This window comes from Acinetobacter sp. FDAARGOS_494 (assembly GCF_003812225.1).
In the GTDB taxonomy this organism is placed as follows: Bacteria; Pseudomonadota; Gammaproteobacteria; order Pseudomonadales; family Moraxellaceae; genus Acinetobacter; species Acinetobacter baumannii.
The window spans coordinates 499,516-514,277 of record NZ_CP033866.1; the positions used below are offsets into that span (position 1 = coordinate 499,516).

Consider the following 14,762-nt stretch of genomic DNA (forward strand, 5'->3'; position numbering starts at 1 on the left):
AACTAAGTGATGTGCCCAAAAATTTATTGATAGCCTTTTTTCACATCTTCCATCACTATTTTGAGTGAGGTTGGGCTTGCAGCCGTGGTGTACCACGCATCGGCATCGACAAAAATGACACGACCGTTTTTCCATGCTTTGGTTTGACGTAATAATGGATTTTCAACACTGGCAGCATTAATGTTTGAGCGATGTTCCATCACAGCAGTTCGGTCCACGATATAAAGAATATCGGGATCCGCTTTTTTGATGAATTCACTCGAAATAGGTTGCCCATGTAGACTTGTATCCACCACTCCACTTGCAGGCTTTACCCCAAAGGCATTAAAAATAAAGCCATAGCGTGACTGAATACCAAAATTACTAAATGCCCCATTGTTATGAAGAACGACTAATGCTCTTTCTGGGCGATTGGCCGTTACGGCTTGTACTTGCTTCACCTGTTCATCAAGTTCAGAAACTTTCTGGCGAGCTAAGTCTTCTTTATTAAATATTTTTCCTAAGGTCATCATATGGTCTTTAACCAGACCAATATGATTACTCTCGCTATTGTTGAAGTTGATATCGTAATGAATGGTCGGGGCAATTTTGGACAGTTCCTGATACTGATTAACGTGTAATGGCGTCATCAAAATCAGGTCTGGCTTTAATGCATATATCCTTTCCATATTGGGCTGTACAATTGCACCCAAATCCTGAATTTGTGCATCTTTTTTATATTTTTCCAAAAAGTGTGGAACATAATCTTTTGGCATTCCCATAATCGGGACATTGAGTTGATCTAGAAAGTCAGCTTCATTCATATCAAGTACGGCAACGCGTTGCGGTAAATGATCTATCACCGTAGTTCCAAGCGCATGTTTTACCGTAATCGGTTCTGCTAGCTTCTGAGAAGCTTGAGTGGTATCTGCAACTTTTTGATCACATGCTTGTAGAGTGACAGCTGCCGCTATGATGAGGGCTACTCCCCCATACTTTTTCTTCCAGTTCATATGTATTCAAGCTCCAGATGAGTTGAAGTAATTACACATACAGCCACGCTCACTGTATGTAATTTCAAAATCAAGCTCGTACAGATCATTTAATCGCGCCTCTGTAATCACTTGTTCGGTTAACCCACTGAAATGAAGCTTGCCGTTCTTGAGCGCGACAATATGGTCCGAGTAATTCGTGGCAAAATTGATGTCATGAATGACTAAAATCACAGTGCGCCCTTGTTCATCACATAAGCGCCTGAGTGCGCGCATAATTTGAACGGCATGTTTCATATCAAGGTTATTTAAGGGTTCATCTAATAAAAGTACGTCTGTTTGCTGTGCGATCGTCATCGCCAAAAAGGCCATTTGCCTTTGACCACCACTAATTTCATCTATGTAAGATTTGCGCAGTGGTTCTAAAGAAAGAAACTCAATAGCCTCATCAACCACCTGACGATCTTGCTCGGTTAAAACACCACGGCTATAGGGAAAGCGTCCAAATGAAACCAGCTCTTCTACGGTTAAGCGCAAATTAAAGCCGGGTGCTTGACGTAAAGTCGCGACATGCTTCGCGTAAACAGCGGTTTTAATATCCGCAATATTTTGATGATTAAGAAAAATCTCGCCTTTATCTGGTTCAATTAAACGTGCCATCATCATGAGCAAAGTCGATTTTCCAGCTCCATTTGGACCAATGAGTGACGTCACCTGACCTGTAGGAAATTCAACATTTACGTCAGTCAGTATTGGCTTATTTCCATATGACTTATTGATATTCTTGACATGAATCATGCAACACCTCGGGTACGAACCGTCAGCGCAAGGAAATAAATGCCACATACCAGATTGACCAAAATGCTGACGGTCGTTTTGTAATTAAAAACGTGCTCAACTAAAATTTGAGCAGCAATAAATATGGCAATCGTGATGGCACAGCCCATGGGCAGCGTTAATTTATGCTTATAACTTCTTGCTAGTGCATAAGTAATGTTGGCAATAAATACGCCCATAAATACTGTCGGGCCAATCAGACTGGTAGATACCGCAACCAAAATAGCGATCAGGGCTAAATAGAAACTGATATAGCGGTGATGATGAATGCCTAATGAAATAGCTTGCTCACGCCCTAAAACCAGAACATCCAGAACAGGGAGCGCTTTTCTACCGAGGAATAGAACAATGACTACGGCTACGCTGGCATACAATAAAGTTTCTGGTTGAGAGCGATTAAACGAAGCATAGCTAAGGCCTTGGAAAACAGAAAATTCACCAGGATTAATTTTGAGTTGAATAAATTGAGTAACCGTCCCGACGACCATCGTAAGGACTAACCCTAAAAGCAACAGGAGAAAGACATCATTTCTGCCGTATGGCAATAACCACTTATGGATTACCCACGAATAAAGCAGCATTAAAACGATTGAGATAAAGAAATTACCGTTTATTCCTAACTGGCTTAATCCATGCGTTCCCCAAAAAAACAACAACAAAACTTGCCATAAGAGATAAATCGCTTCATAGCCCATAATGGAAGGGGTCAAAATACGATTACCGACCAGTGTCTGAAAAACAATCGAGGAAAAAGCAACGCAAATACCGGCTATCACAATCGTGGCAAGACGCAGAAGTCGGTTAGGAATGACGTAATCAAAATCTAGTCCTGAGTTTAAAAATAAAAAACATACTGCTAGGCAGATGACAATCAGATAAATCATCCATAGCTTTGTAATACGCATTATCTGAACTCCCTCAAAATGAGGATGAGGAAAATAATTCCCCCCACACCACCTGCGGTAAGTCCAATTGGCACTTCAAATGGATAAATAATCGAGCGACCAAGAATGTCGCAAATCAGTAATAGAGACGCTCCACCCAAAGCCACAATGGGCAAGGTTTTAGCTAAGTTTTCTCCGTATTTCAGTGCGACCAAATTGGGGACCACGAGCCCGACAAAAGGAATGGCACCAACAGTAATCACTGTGGTTGAAACTGTAATGGCAACCAGTATTAAACCAATGGCGGCTATAGCTGCATAACTAAGTCCTAAGCTAGAAGCCATCTCTTCACCCATACCAATTACGGTAAAGCGGTGTGCAAAAAGATAAGTCAGGACAACAATCGGAAAAATAATGTAAATAACTTCATAGTGGCCTTGGACAATTTTTGAAAAATCTCCTAAAAGCCACCCTTGCATACTTTGTAAAATATTAAAGCGATAGGCATAAAACTCAGCTAAGGCACTCAGTACACTGCCGTACATCAAGCCAATAACCGGTACTAAAACCGTATTTCTAAAACGGATCCGGCGAATAATTGCGATATAAATTAAGCTGGCAATAAAACAAAAAATGATCGCAAATATCATTTTACTCAGCGTGCTGGTTACCGGAACTAAAGTTAACGACACTAAAATTCCCAGTTTGGCAGCATCTAAACCGCCCGACGTTTCCGGTTCAACAAATTTGTTACGCACAATATGCTGCAAGATGACGCCACATACCGCCAACCCGATACCGGTAAGCACAATAGTAATTAAACGAGGAATACGGCTGGCTGTAAGAGTGAGCCAACTCTCATGAGAAAAAGAAAATAAGGTAGACCACTGTATTTGTTCAGCCCCGAGCAATAACGAACAAATACATAAAATGATAAAAATACAGAATAAGCCAAATCGCATCAGTGGCGTGCCCCACTTGAGCGTAATAAAGCCGATGCAAATTGCAAATTTAGTCCCATCAAACCAAAGCGAGGGAAAATTTGTTCAACATTTGATGGGCTTATCAACCTTTCATGATTGAATATTCTCATGAAAATTCCTCAATTTTATCGAGACAACAGAATCAGTTCCTTTTGAATAGGCAAAATCACAGTCCTATTCCGAGGAGCATTTTTTTCATCTTTAAATTATTTTTGCCCAACCAATTTCGAATTAAATAAATATTAATCAATCACTTATTATTTATTTTCTATTTTAAAAATTAGTCATTCTCAATTGGTACTATCTACTTGCAAATAATAATCTTGATGTAAATGAGAATCAATTATAGTATGTTTAAAGGTAAAATGTAACCCTACTGTTACATCAGTACAGTTCATGTGGACATCAACTCATTAGAAAAAGGTCAATTTTTGCAAACAAGCAAATCTATAACATTATGAATTATATGAAATTTAATCTAATGTAAAAAATTTGCGAAATAAAAATTGATGAAAATAGCCATTTGATAAACCAGGATTCATTTATGTTGGAACAATTTTCCAAATCGCCCACTCTCCTTTCGGTTACTGATTACGAAGAACATATCTGGATGTTGCAATTACAACAGCCTGAACAAGTTAACCGACGTTTTAATCTATGGAAACTTAATCAAGATTTAGACATTCAACTGCTCATTAAAGCAATTCAAGACATTATTAAAACTACACCTGACTTAAATGTCCGCTATACATTTAGTGACGAAGGTGATTTATACAAATATCCATTTGATGACCATTCAGCTTGCCTAGAAATAAAAAAGAGCTATGCAGAACACGTATTTGAGCAGGTAAATACCTTAAAAGCGCAAGCATGGAATGCAGAATTTCATCCCCCTTTTTTTACAAGTCTCGTAGAAACTGAACAAGGCTATTTCCTTATTTTAGCGCTCCACCCGATTCTCGATGAAAGCTATCAAAAGGCAGATTTTATTCAGGCTATACAAAATCGATATCAACAATATTCACCCAATAATGTGCCATTGGTGCTGACAGAAATTGATATCTCAAATCATCTTGCAAGTTCTACAAAAGCGCCAGAACAACCTAACCAAACCTATGTTTCAGAAATTATTTTAGAAGAGTTCCGAAATACGCTCGCTGAACCAGAAATGAGCCAACATGATGACTTTTTTGATTTTGGTGGCCATTCACTATTAGCAACACGAATTATTGGAAACCTACTCAATAAACATGGAATTGAGATTCAATTTAATGATTTCTTTAAATCTCCATCTGCTGCCGATTTAGCCCAATATGCTTTCGTTAAATCTGAAAAAACCGAAAAAACCACCTTACAAAGTGTAGATAAAGCCCCGCTTACTTTAGCTCAAGATTTCCTGTGGCAAGCTTATTCTGCGTTCGATTTTAGCCCAATTTATAACTTACCATTTGCCGTAGAATTCCTTGAAGAAATTAATGAAGATGTTTTCTTGCAAGCCTTTACAGATATTGTGGAGCGACATGCAGGTTTACGCACAATTTTTAATAGCGCCAATGGTCAAACCTATCAGCAGGTTGTTCCTACGTCTGAACTTAAACACTTCAAATGGTTTTGGAACAGTGCCGAAAGTCACGATGCAACGCTTGCCAGTGAAGCTTCATATAAATTTGATTTAACCCGTGAGCTTCCCTTAAGAATTCGTTTAATTCGAAATGCTAAAGGTCGCCAAACTTTATCGTTTTTAGTTCACCACATGGTGATTGATGAATGGTCTTTAAATACGATTATGGCTGACCTTGCGCATGCTTATCTTGCTCGCTCAAATGCTCAAGCACCGAGCTGGAAGGCACCAGCCCAATCCATTCTTGATTTTTCTTTACTCCAGCAAAAACAAGGTATCAATCAAGACCATCTAAATTATTGGACTAACCTGCTAACAGGGGCAACCAAAGGTCTAAGCCTTCCTGTTTCGGAACATGAATTAAATGCTGAAAAGGAAAAACCTCCAGTCCAATGGCTCGAACTTAAATTTGCACCAGAAATGCATGAAAAGCTTCTCGCATTTTCGAGACAACACAGCTCTTCTATTTTCGCGGTTCTCTATACTGCTATCGCCCATGCATTACAGCAACAAGGTGATTTAAAAGATATTGTGATTGGTACTTCTGCATCTGGACGAACTGATCCTGAGTTTTTTGATACGGTGGGTTACTTTACAACCATGGTGGCGCATCGCACACAGTTTAGCCCTTCAGATTCATTCCAATTGTTGCTCCACAATATCAGCACAATGATTAATACCTCGATGGCCTATGCAGATATTCCCATCAACCATATACAAAATGCGTTAGGGATGAGCGCTGATGAAGGACTGTTATTTGATGTGTTTATTCATATCCATTCAAATAATGCTTTAAACGGCGCGCTCAAAACACCTCAGGGACAAGACCTTCCTTATCGTCAGATTTTGCCGGAACGTGATGAATCGATGTTCGGATTACATTTTGAAATTATGGAAAATGTGATTGATGGACAGCATCAGTTAAGCATGATTATTACTTATCAGGCTCACCGCTTCCCGACTGCAACAGTGCAAAGTATCTGTGAAAAAATTAAGGCAACCTTAGCTCAAATCTAGTTGCCCTAAAACCAACCATGTGCTTAAAAGCAAACATCTCAACTCTGCTTTTAAGCACATTTCAATTTTTCTATTTTATTTGCTGCTCTACTTTATTCACCACATCCTGAATTGTTTTGCAGCTAACTAGCGTATAAAAATCAATTTGTGTATTGAGCTTTTGAGAAAGTTTCTGCGCAATACTCATGAGTTGTTTCGGACGAATGCCTATCGCTAATATTTCACTTCTATAAAAAATATCCATTTTTTCAGCTTGGCTGTCAGCTATGCATTCACGGAAAACCGATAGAACCGAATCCCCCACCTCAGCGATTGATGACGATGTTTTAGAGGAGTTTGCAGACAACGTAGAAGAGACATAAATTTTCCCCTGAGCGATTTCTTGCACAGCTTTACGATCAATTTTTCCATTTCGAGTGAGAGGTATGGTTTCCACGGCCAAATATTTCGAAGGAATATGTGAACTCGGCAAATGTATTTTTAAGAAGTTTTTTAATTCGGGGCTATTTAGGCGAGTAGTTTTGTATTTATTTTCTAGGGTGTAAACGGCGACTAACTCTTGAGTTTCAGTCGTTGGATGTACACAACTTACTACCACACAGTTATGAATATACGGGTTCTTCGTCAAAGCATTTTCAACCTCTGCCGCAGAGATTCTCACACCTTTTATTTTTAAATAACCTTCCTCACGTCCCGCAAAAATAATATTTCCATCTTCCCTAAAATATCCTTGATCACTCATGCGAAAAGCAGTTTGAGTTTCATTTTCACTCACTTGAATATCAACGAAATCTTTATAATTAATTTCCCCATCAAGTAAATAACCATTAGATAAATTTAGGCCGGCCATATACATCGTACCGACCTCGCCCATTTGGCAAGGCTTCAGATTTTCATCCAAAATAAAATAACGGTTATTTTCTAAAGCTTTTCCATACGGAATAATTTCCTGATCTTGCTCATTTATTTCATGCCATATACTCCAAATTGTGGTCTCGGTAGGCCCACCTAATGAAAATAAACGAGCGTTAGGCAATTGTTGTCTTAACTTCGCTATAAGTGAGGGCTTGATATAGTCGCCGCCTTGGGCAATTAAACGCAAAGATTGTAATTGTTCTTTTTGAGCTACACTGAACAACATATCGACAATGGCAGGCACACTGCTCCAAATCGTAACCTTGCAACGATCTACTAAATCGGCCCAGACAACAGCATTTTTACTTTGCTCAAAAGATGGAACCACCAAAGTTGCACCCACTGCCATTGAAGCAAATACATCAAATACCGACATATCATGATGAAACGGTGTTACCGCCATAATCACATCGTCAGCAGTAATTTTCCATTCCGAGATCGTCTGTTGTAGCGTGTTTTCTGTGGCTTGATTATTTAAGACCACACATTTCGGAGTTCCTGTACTTCCCGAAGTATATAAATAATATGCCGGAAGTCGGTTAATTTCGGCGTTAAAGCTCGGTTCATACTCAGTTGTAGCCGATAAAATTTCGTTAATATTTAATGTTTGCACACCTGCAATGGATGAGTCACTCACCACAACATCTGCCCGACTATTCGTCAATAAATAGTTCAGTCGCGACGGCGGAGAATCCATATCTACAGGTAGCCAAATGATGCCAGTGAGCGCACATGCTAAAGCGGTATAAATATGCTCAGGACTTTTTCTCAGACAAATTGCAACCACCGACCCTGTTGCCAAGTCTTGCATTTTTAGCGCATACATAACCTTGGCGACCTGAGTCCCTACCTCAGCATAACTAATGCTACGGTTTTCAAAAATGAGTGCTGTTCGATTGGAATTTTGATCAAAAATATTTTCATAAATTTGCTTTAAGAAATTTTCTACATTGTTATTTTTATCATTCATTTGCCCTAAATTTTGACTCAAATCTTTTAGCATTTATCTTGGTCCTCACCCTATTCTTTATGCAATACCACCCAACCTAATATTCAAAACAAAGTTATAAAAATGTCGTTTTCATTGCTGTTTGTTTGAATAATAGATACCCCAGCACAATAATATAAATGATAATCATTTACAATTACTATTAAGAGAAATATCAATTTCTTTCTTTTAAAAGCCATTAATAAAAAATGATAAATATCAAAATAATAAAATAATTTTTGCTATTCGATTTAATTGTTTAGAGAACTAACTCTATCGTCTAAAACACACAATTAATAATGATTATTATTTACATTAAGAGCTAACTTCGTTATCGTAGCCATAGAGAGATCACATCTATATCAATTATCGCGCTCTATAGTGATACCTAATAATATAAATATATGAGAGTGATGAGATAATTGTGGGATTTTGTGGGATAAGATGGGATTGAGTGGGATGAAGTTTGAAAAGATTTTTCATACTGTGAAATAGAAAAAGCGGGCTTTTAGTCCGCTTTTTTATTCGAATAAATCCAGATTCTGGTCTAAATTGAATTTAAGCTTTTCTTCACCATTTACGATATGACGGATCGTTCTGATTGTCACGCCAAATTTGCGGGCGATTTTAGAGCGGCTTTCTTTTTTTGCTGCCATTTCACGAATAGTTCTATTACGCATTGCAATTGTGATTGTAGTTGCCATAGGTACTTCTATTGAATTGTTCCCTAAATGCTCTGAGAGCAACTGTAGCTTAGAATAACCAATGATCTGTGATAGCTCGTGATGAATGCCTAAAGCATGTTTATGGGGTACAAAAACTAGTATGCCGCCATAGTTCTCAATAAGACTCAAAGCTGGTTTTATGCCAATAAGCTTCGCCACAAATGCAAAGTTTTTAGGCATAAGTGCAATGAGTTCTTCATCTGAAAATAATTGTTGTGCGTCGGTAATGTGAGGACGATAAACCATAATTGCTCCCGCTGTTATCCCATGTTAAGATTTAGCAGTCCTAGATATATTTTTCCTCTTACTTGTATGGGTTGGCGGAATTAAAAACCTCAGTGTTGGCGCACTGGGGTTTTTGCTTTTTTATTCTTCTGTTCTTTCAATGCCACAACGTTTACACCATTGGCGTAAGTGATTAATTATCATGTCTGCGTGGTGGCTGCTCATAAATTGCAATGCACTCACACCAACTTTGTTCTCTACAAATTTTGCTAAAGCTTTTTCATCTTTATTTCTAACTTGACCAGCTGCATGTAGTTGCAACCATAAATGACGAATCAATTTGCTTTGCGCATCGCTTGCTAAGTTCTTAACGCCAGATTTATTTTTTGATTCAACTTCAAAGCCAAGTTGTTTGAACCGATCCAGCACAGCTTCAAGCTGTGCTAGATTCAAATCTTTTGAACTGGTTTTACCAGTAGTGCTAATAAGAATGTCTCGATAAAGCTCTTCATCTAAACCAAGTTTTGTTTTGCCCACATGGATTAGCTTGATCAGATTGGCTTTTTTATTGAATTTCATCTCTTGCACCTTTCTCTGCTTCAATTATTGCTTCAGGTGTAGATTTATTCTGTGAGTGATCAACTATTTGACTGCACAAGTAAGTTTTTTTACCAACATAAAAACCACCAAGACGCTCACATTCTTCAGCAATTTCGTTTTCTGTATATGACTTACAAATAAGCCACCCAATAATTAACCCAAAAATGAAGTAACCCATTTCACACCACACCTTGGAATGCTTGAAACAATCCAATAATTGCTAGAAAAGCCAATGTGATTGATGCACCAGCTTTAAATTTATATGACCGTTTTTCAAAAACAGTCAGACCAGTATTATTTTTGGCGGTCCACGCCAATTTAGCTTCCTTAAAACACGAACCTAAGCCCATAAGAAAGACTGCAAAGTAAGCCAATACTGTTGCCCAATTCAGCAATTCGTTCATGTAGGTGCTCCCAACTTTTCAAATTGTTTGCCACCATTCATTGCTTGATTTAGTTTTGCTGATTTCCCAGATTGTTTGCCCGCATGATAATCATTAGCTGCTCTATCATTAAATACTTTGCCTTTATTGCGATCTTTGGGCGTAAATGAACCAAGCTTTCTATGAGCTTTATCCATATGTTTTTTAATACGTTCATTGGTATTTGCTGGAACTTCAATATCTAAGTCAGTTATTAAATGCTTAACTGAATCCACCCAACCTTCACAAAATAAATCCGCACGACGTACCTTGTTTTTTTTGACTGTTACACGTTTTAAGCTGTTTTCAATAAAGCTTTTTCTTGAACGAATCACTTGGCGATATAAAACATCAAAAGTGTAAGACGCAACTTCTGGTGCTGGATCGACACCAATAAATGTCCATGAAGCTTTAATACCCCAAGTACTGCTACCAGAACTAAAAATAGGTTTGCATTGCATGGCTCTAGCTATAGTCATAACTAAGCTTGCTTCCCACGCTTGAGGAACCTTTGTTGCTTTACTTTCGCAACTAGCCTCAACGATATCGAGTAGATCAGGATCAATCTGAAATTCGCGCATCAAAGCCTGTGCTTGACGTAGTGCAATTGCAGCTTCATTTTCATTGGCTGATTTAGCTAATGCTAAACATTTTTTGATTTTTAGAATTGCTTCTTCACGGGTCATACTCATTATGCTGTCTCCTTAAGACTCTCAATCACTTCAGGTGGTAACTTTTCTAAATCTTCGATGCTGATCATTATGTTCTCGCTGCTCTTCAGTACTGGATCACGACATCCAGCAGACACAGGCACGAATGCCTGTGTTTCGCTTATGCTTGAAGCGTGTTCAGAGCTATATCAATCGCACGTTGTTGAACTGTATGCCGTGAAATTCTCTGACCAGCCTCATTCAAAACGTGATACTCGAACCATCCGCAAATGTTGTATTTACGGACAACACTTAAACCGTGCTTTTCAAGCATGTCTAAGCCCTTAATTTTTGTTGCCATTACTTAACAGCCTCTTTAAGTGCTTTACCTGCTTTGAAGGAAGGTACTTTTGCCGCAGCAATTTGTAACTCTTCGCCAGTTTTAGGATTGCGGCCTGTACGCGCAGCGCGTTCTTTTACGGAAAAAGTTCCGAAGCCAATCCAAGAAACACTTCCGCCTTCAGCTAAAGCAGCAGCGATTGCATCTTCCACTGCTTGTAGTGCAGCTGCTGCCTGTGATTTAGTTAAATTAGCGTCCATTGCGATGTTTGCGATTAAGTCAGATTTATTCATGGGTAGTATTTCCTTCAGTAGTTGCTTGAGTTTGGTTAAGTGCTGTACATGCGATATCTGCATGTTCGTGGCGGTAGAAATGGCCGACTAAAACGTCGTCCTCATGGACGATTGCAAACAATGCTTGCGGAGCATCATTTAGCTGTGGTTCAAGTGATTTAACTGTGTACATGTTGATAGCCTCAGACAGTGGGTTTAGTGAGCAGCTGTAGCTGCTGGATCAACGGTTTCAATTTCATAACCAAAGTTGTTGCGCTGTTTAAGAGTTGCACCAATTTCAGCGATTAGTTCAGGCGTGAGTTGTTTGATTGACTCCTTATCAGGTTCGGTTTTAGTACGGATGCAATGTTCAAGCTTTAATTGCTTGAGCATCTGGCAAGTAAAAACAGGATCAGGAATAGTCACACTGGTTGATAAGCGGTAGCCAACCGAACCGTGTGTCAGCTTTTTACTTTTGATTTGCAAAAACTCATTTTTGCGGTGATCACAAAATTCTTTAAGTTGAAGTTCATACGTCTTAACTCGTTCCAATAGCGGTTTAAGACGTTGTTTGGTTGCTTCCTTGAGCTTGTCAACCTGTTCATTACAAGCAGCTTCTTCAAGTGCGATGTCACGGTTGATACCAGCCATTTGTGCCAATGTTTGATCAACTGCTTCCCAACTTTGAAGTTGTGGCTCTTTAAGTGATTTACGTGGCATTAGTTTGTTTGCTCCTGTGTTTCAGCTGCTTTTAAGCGTTGGTAGCACTGTTCTAAAGTTTCATCTGGTAGCTTGTGTTTAACGACATGCGCCATAAGTTGTTCTTTTGGAATGTTCTTCAGCCCACGTTCTGGCTGCTTCTCATTCATTTGGACGAAGCCCATCATTTCTTTAAAGTTGGTGTTTGGACGTTCATGTTTTTGACGTTCATGTTCCGCTTGCTCAGCTGCACGTTCAGCTTCAGTTTTAGCTTGTGGTGCAGCAGCTCGACGCTCTGTTGGTACTGGCGCATTTTCTGGTTTGAATGAACTGATCACTTCATATAGATAGCCGTGGTTTTTCAGAGGCAACTGCAACTTGCCTTGCTCACGACGCTCAATCATTGTGTTGATTGCCCAGATCCATGCTGCTTTAGGAGCTGGGTAACTGTGGTGACCACGTTTGATTTGCTGTGCATTAATATCCGCAGCAATTTCGCCAAGTAACTTAGCCGTACGTTCAAAAGTAAGCTCACGATTTTGAGAGCGAAACATTCCCAAATACTTGACCAGTGGCGTAGCTAAATCACCAACCAGATTTAGTGAAGCTACAAACGCTTTGCTGGCTTCACCATGCCCTAATAGGGCATCTAGGCTGTTTGTTGCTCCGCAAGCTGGGCATCTAGTTTTCATTTAGTGACTCCCAGCAAGTCGCAACAATGCGTTGTGGATTGCCTTGATAATTAGGCAAGCACAGTCTTCACCAGAGTCACCTTGTAAGGCTTCTTGGTACAGTTCAAAGAATTCTGGATCATCAGAAAGTATCTGAAGCTGCTCCCAAGTAAGTTCGTTGGGAATAACTGCATGTTTGTTATCAACTAACTTATTCAAGTCTTTGTTGAAGTGCTGGCGTTTCTGTTTGATGTTCATATACCACCTCGGAAATGCTTAGATTTGCTTTCAACTGCTGTTTGACAGTCAATACAAAGCTTTACATTGCCCAGAGCACGACGACGCTCTGGAATTTCGGCACCACAGTCTTCACATTCATAGTTACTGACTTGGTCAAAGTGTTTAATGTTGGCAAGTGCATGGTCTAAATCTTGTTCAGACAAAGTGCTTGCTACGTCTGCAAAATCAGCCATTGCAACCTCCAAATTTGCTTAATGCATCAAAACCAGAACAAGCAACGATCATGATCGTGATGCAAATCCAGACAGCGAGGTATGTCTTATCCATTGCAACCTCCTAGCACAGCCATCACTACAGCGACTGCAAAAAACCAAACTGCAAAGTTCACAATCAGTAAATTTCTTAAATTAAATTTCATGGCTTAAACCCCCATCACGATGTCGCGTGTGATAACGTCCTCGCCGATTTCTGCTGCGAGGTTCATAGAACTGGTAATTAAGTTGCCAATGGCAAGTGGATATAAAAGTGAGCGTGTGGTTTTGCCAGCGCTGTTGATTTGAGTTAGACGGTCAACAACTGCTTGAATGCCTTCTTCAGTGATGATCGACTCCAGTTTTTTATCGACGCTTTTAACTCGGTGTTGTAAGTACTCAACTAATGAAGTATTTGTTAAAGGTTCCAGTGTCACACTCTCACAACGCTGTACAACTTCACGTACCGCTGGGTTGCGCTCACTTAATTTGTTTGCAAGTTCTGGCTGACCGATTAAGACGATCCCAATTAGTTTTTTGTAGCCGTCTTCTAACTCAAAGAAACGCTTTAACTGTTTAAGAGTAGCGATTGGCAAGCTGTGAGCTTCTTCAATCACTAATAAATGGCTATAACCAGCTTCACTTGAATTTTTTAAAATCATATGTACTTGGCGGAAACGAGCCTCGGCAGACATGCGTGGTTTCTCTTGACCAGCACTAACCGTATTAATAATTGCTTCAGCAATATGGCTTGATTTAAGTGTCTTACCTTGAATGTCATTATCTTCAGTCGCAATGACATATGGTTCGATAATCAAAATTGGTAATTTTTCACGACGAATACGATCTAAAAGGTCGCGTCGTAAAGTCGATTTACCTGAACCTGACTCACCTGAAATTGCAATGAATCCGCCATGTTTAGCTGTCTGATATAAGGCTTGACGCACATAGTTGATGTCGCTATTCAAGAACAGTTCTTCAACTGCACGAACTTCATTTGTGAAAGGGTTGTCAAACAAGCCAAAATGTTTTTTAGCTTGTTGAGTCAACGACTGTTTTGCGAGCAACATGGCTTGTTCGTCCTCATTTAAAAGTTCATTAATTTGTTTGTTTCCGTGTCGTGCTACTAATGCGCGATACACATGGTCTAGTTCTCTTTCACTAGCTGCCTCTGAGCCAAGTCTTTCAAGAAGTGTTTTTTGTGGTGGTGCATCAAACATTTCGTTAAATGCATCATCGATTTCTGACTCGCTAATCTTTGCGTTGACCAAGAACTCTCTAAAACGGGCTTTCACAAAATCAGTATTCTTCTTCGGCCATCTAAGGCAGTTGATGATGATGTTGATCGATGACGGGCTTAGCTGTACGTATCGAGCTAAATCAGCTTGTATAATTCCGTTGTCTAAAATGAGGTCCTTAAGTTTTGTCGAGCAGTCTTTTTGTTTCATGGT

At 39.4% G+C, this 14,762-nt stretch carries 19 protein-coding genes and 1 other RNA gene; 1 reads left to right on the forward strand and 19 read right to left on the reverse strand.

What is annotated here, in order from left to right:
* Positions 1-23: 23 nt before the first annotated feature.
* The 4 genes from bauB to bauD are packed head-to-tail and all read right to left on the reverse strand — an operon-like array spanning position 24 to position 3,654.
* On the reverse strand, positions 24-992 hold the full coding sequence (gene bauB, locus EG365_RS02560) for a siderophore-binding periplasmic lipoprotein BauB (protein ID WP_001104131.1): 969 nt from the start codon (positions 990-992) through the stop codon (positions 24-26).
* 6 nt (positions 993-998) lie between these two features.
* Complete coding sequence (gene bauE, locus EG365_RS02565) at positions 999-1,769, reverse strand: ferric acinetobactin ABC transporter ATP-binding protein BauE (protein ID WP_000582118.1); 771 nt, start codon at positions 1,767-1,769, stop codon at positions 999-1,001.
* Positions 1,766-2,713, reverse strand: a complete 948-nt coding sequence (gene bauC, locus EG365_RS02570; RefSeq protein WP_001223275.1) for a ferric acinetobactin ABC transporter permease subunit BauC — start codon at positions 2,711-2,713, stop codon at positions 1,766-1,768. The genes bauE and bauC overlap by 4 nt, the downstream gene beginning before the upstream one ends.
* Positions 2,713-3,654 carry a ferric acinetobactin ABC transporter permease subunit BauD gene (gene bauD / locus EG365_RS02575; RefSeq protein WP_001210791.1) on the reverse strand — a complete coding sequence of 314 codons (942 nt, stop codon included), beginning with the start codon at positions 3,652-3,654 and terminating at the stop codon, positions 2,713-2,715. The genes bauC and bauD overlap by 1 nt, the downstream gene beginning before the upstream one ends.
* A 631-nt stretch (positions 3,655-4,285) precedes the next feature.
* On the opposite strand from bauD, the gene basB reads away from it, so the two are divergent.
* Positions 4,286-6,313 carry an acinetobactin non-ribosomal peptide synthetase subunit BasB gene (gene basB, locus EG365_RS02580; protein ID WP_000939830.1) on the forward strand — a complete coding sequence of 676 codons (2,028 nt, stop codon included), beginning with the start codon at positions 4,286-4,288 and terminating at the stop codon, positions 6,311-6,313.
* A gap of 70 nt (positions 6,314-6,383) precedes the next feature.
* Here the strand turns inward: basB and basA are convergent, their stop codons facing one another.
* From basA to EG365_RS02660, 15 genes are all read right to left on the reverse strand, one after another.
* The gene (gene basA, locus EG365_RS02585) at positions 6,384-8,231 is read right to left on the reverse strand and encodes an acinetobactin non-ribosomal peptide synthetase subunit BasA (protein ID WP_000910251.1); all 1,848 of its coding nucleotides are present in this window, start codon (positions 8,229-8,231) and stop codon (positions 6,384-6,386) included.
* 506 nt (positions 8,232-8,737) lie between these two features.
* A complete protein-coding gene (locus EG365_RS02595; RefSeq protein WP_000263023.1) occupies positions 8,738-9,187 on the reverse strand; it encodes a Mor transcription activator family protein in 450 nt (149 codons plus the stop codon).
* Positions 9,188-9,307: 120 nt separating this feature from the next.
* A complete protein-coding gene (locus tag EG365_RS02600; protein WP_000671222.1) occupies positions 9,308-9,745 on the reverse strand; it encodes a gp16 family protein in 438 nt (145 codons plus the stop codon).
* Positions 9,732-9,944, reverse strand: a complete 213-nt coding sequence (locus tag EG365_RS02605) for a hypothetical protein (RefSeq protein ID WP_000540292.1) — start codon at positions 9,942-9,944, stop codon at positions 9,732-9,734. Before EG365_RS02605 ends, EG365_RS02600 begins: the two co-directional genes overlap by 14 nt.
* Before the next feature lies 1 nt (position 9,945).
* Positions 9,946-10,170 carry a hypothetical protein gene (locus tag EG365_RS02610; RefSeq protein WP_001004232.1) on the reverse strand — a complete coding sequence of 75 codons (225 nt, stop codon included), beginning with the start codon at positions 10,168-10,170 and terminating at the stop codon, positions 9,946-9,948.
* Positions 10,167-10,880, reverse strand: coding sequence for a DUF2786 domain-containing protein (locus tag EG365_RS02615; protein WP_000063062.1), 714 nt, complete (start codon positions 10,878-10,880; stop codon positions 10,167-10,169). Before EG365_RS02615 ends, EG365_RS02610 begins: the two co-directional genes overlap by 4 nt.
* A gap of 72 nt (positions 10,881-10,952) precedes the next feature.
* An RNA gene (locus EG365_RS02620) (hammerhead ribozyme type II) lies at positions 10,953-11,021 on the reverse strand.
* Positions 11,020-11,199 (reverse strand): hypothetical protein, encoded by a 180-nt coding sequence (locus EG365_RS02625; protein ID WP_000201619.1) that lies wholly within the window; start codon positions 11,197-11,199, stop codon positions 11,020-11,022. The genes EG365_RS02620 and EG365_RS02625 overlap by 2 nt, the downstream gene beginning before the upstream one ends.
* Positions 11,199-11,471, reverse strand: coding sequence for an HU family DNA-binding protein (locus EG365_RS02630; RefSeq protein ID WP_001042954.1), 273 nt, complete (start codon positions 11,469-11,471; stop codon positions 11,199-11,201). Before EG365_RS02630 ends, EG365_RS02625 begins: the two co-directional genes overlap by 1 nt.
* Entirely contained in the window at positions 11,464-11,643 is a 180-nt protein-coding gene (locus EG365_RS02635; protein ID WP_000288875.1) for a hypothetical protein, read from the reverse strand. The genes EG365_RS02630 and EG365_RS02635 overlap by 8 nt, the downstream gene beginning before the upstream one ends.
* Positions 11,644-11,666: 23 nt before the next feature.
* A complete protein-coding gene (locus EG365_RS02640) occupies positions 11,667-12,170 on the reverse strand; it encodes a host-nuclease inhibitor Gam family protein (RefSeq protein WP_001137527.1) in 504 nt (167 codons plus the stop codon).
* The gene (locus EG365_RS02645) at positions 12,170-12,841 is read right to left on the reverse strand and encodes a DUF2752 domain-containing protein (RefSeq protein WP_000857164.1); all 672 of its coding nucleotides are present in this window, start codon (positions 12,839-12,841) and stop codon (positions 12,170-12,172) included. The genes EG365_RS02640 and EG365_RS02645 overlap by 1 nt, the downstream gene beginning before the upstream one ends.
* Positions 12,842-13,078, reverse strand: a complete 237-nt coding sequence (locus EG365_RS02650; protein ID WP_057095638.1) for a hypothetical protein — start codon at positions 13,076-13,078, stop codon at positions 12,842-12,844. It lies immediately after the preceding gene.
* Entirely contained in the window at positions 13,075-13,293 is a 219-nt protein-coding gene (locus EG365_RS02655) for a TraR/DksA family transcriptional regulator (RefSeq protein ID WP_000752925.1), read from the reverse strand. The genes EG365_RS02650 and EG365_RS02655 overlap by 4 nt, the downstream gene beginning before the upstream one ends.
* Before the next feature lie 188 nt (positions 13,294-13,481).
* Positions 13,482-14,759, reverse strand: coding sequence for an ExeA family protein (locus EG365_RS02660; protein ID WP_000810199.1), 1,278 nt, complete (start codon positions 14,757-14,759; stop codon positions 13,482-13,484).
* Positions 14,760-14,762 lie beyond the last annotated feature (3 nt).

Bases quoted from the DNA above. Each gene is read 5' to 3' on its own strand.
- EG365_RS02630 (WP_001042954.1), bottom strand. From the start codon at position 11,471: ATGAATAAATCTGACTTAATCGCAAACATCGCAATGGACGCTAATTTA.
- EG365_RS02595 (WP_000263023.1), bottom strand. From the start codon at position 9,187: ATGGTTTATCGTCCTCACATTACCGACGCACAACAATTATTTTCAGAT.
- EG365_RS02615 (WP_000063062.1), bottom strand. From the start codon at position 10,880: ATGAGTATGACCCGTGAAGAAGCAATTCTAAAAATCAAAAAATGTTTA.
- bauD (WP_001210791.1), bottom strand. From the start codon at position 3,654: ATGCGATTTGGCTTATTCTGTATTTTTATCATTTTATGTATTTGTTCG.
- bauB (WP_001104131.1), bottom strand. From the start codon at position 992: ATGAACTGGAAGAAAAAGTATGGGGGAGTAGCCCTCATCATAGCGGCA.
- EG365_RS02645 (WP_000857164.1), bottom strand. From the start codon at position 12,841: ATGAAAACTAGATGCCCAGCTTGCGGAGCAACAAACAGCCTAGATGCC.
- EG365_RS02660 (WP_000810199.1), bottom strand. From the start codon at position 14,759: ATGAAACAAAAAGACTGCTCGACAAAACTTAAGGACCTCATTTTAGAC.
- EG365_RS02610 (WP_001004232.1), bottom strand. From the start codon at position 10,170: ATGAACGAATTGCTGAATTGGGCAACAGTATTGGCTTACTTTGCAGTC.
- EG365_RS02655 (WP_000752925.1), bottom strand. From the start codon at position 13,293: ATGGCTGATTTTGCAGACGTAGCAAGCACTTTGTCTGAACAAGATTTA.
- EG365_RS02640 (WP_001137527.1), bottom strand. From the start codon at position 12,170: ATGCCACGTAAATCACTTAAAGAGCCACAACTTCAAAGTTGGGAAGCA.
- bauC (WP_001223275.1), bottom strand. From the start codon at position 2,713: ATGCGTATTACAAAGCTATGGATGATTTATCTGATTGTCATCTGCCTA.
- EG365_RS02605 (WP_000540292.1), bottom strand. From the start codon at position 9,944: ATGGGTTACTTCATTTTTGGGTTAATTATTGGGTGGCTTATTTGTAAG.
- EG365_RS02600 (WP_000671222.1), bottom strand. From the start codon at position 9,745: ATGAAATTCAATAAAAAAGCCAATCTGATCAAGCTAATCCATGTGGGC.
- bauE (WP_000582118.1), bottom strand. From the start codon at position 1,769: ATGATTCATGTCAAGAATATCAATAAGTCATATGGAAATAAGCCAATA.
- basB (WP_000939830.1), top strand. From the start codon at position 4,286: ATGTTGCAATTACAACAGCCTGAACAAGTTAACCGACGTTTTAATCTA.
- EG365_RS02650 (WP_057095638.1), bottom strand. From the start codon at position 13,078: ATGAACATCAAACAGAAACGCCAGCACTTCAACAAAGACTTGAATAAG.
- EG365_RS02625 (WP_000201619.1), bottom strand. From the start codon at position 11,199: ATGGCAACAAAAATTAAGGGCTTAGACATGCTTGAAAAGCACGGTTTA.
- EG365_RS02635 (WP_000288875.1), bottom strand. From the start codon at position 11,643: ATGTACACAGTTAAATCACTTGAACCACAGCTAAATGATGCTCCGCAA.
- basA (WP_000910251.1), bottom strand. From the start codon at position 8,231: ATGCTAAAAGATTTGAGTCAAAATTTAGGGCAAATGAATGATAAAAAT.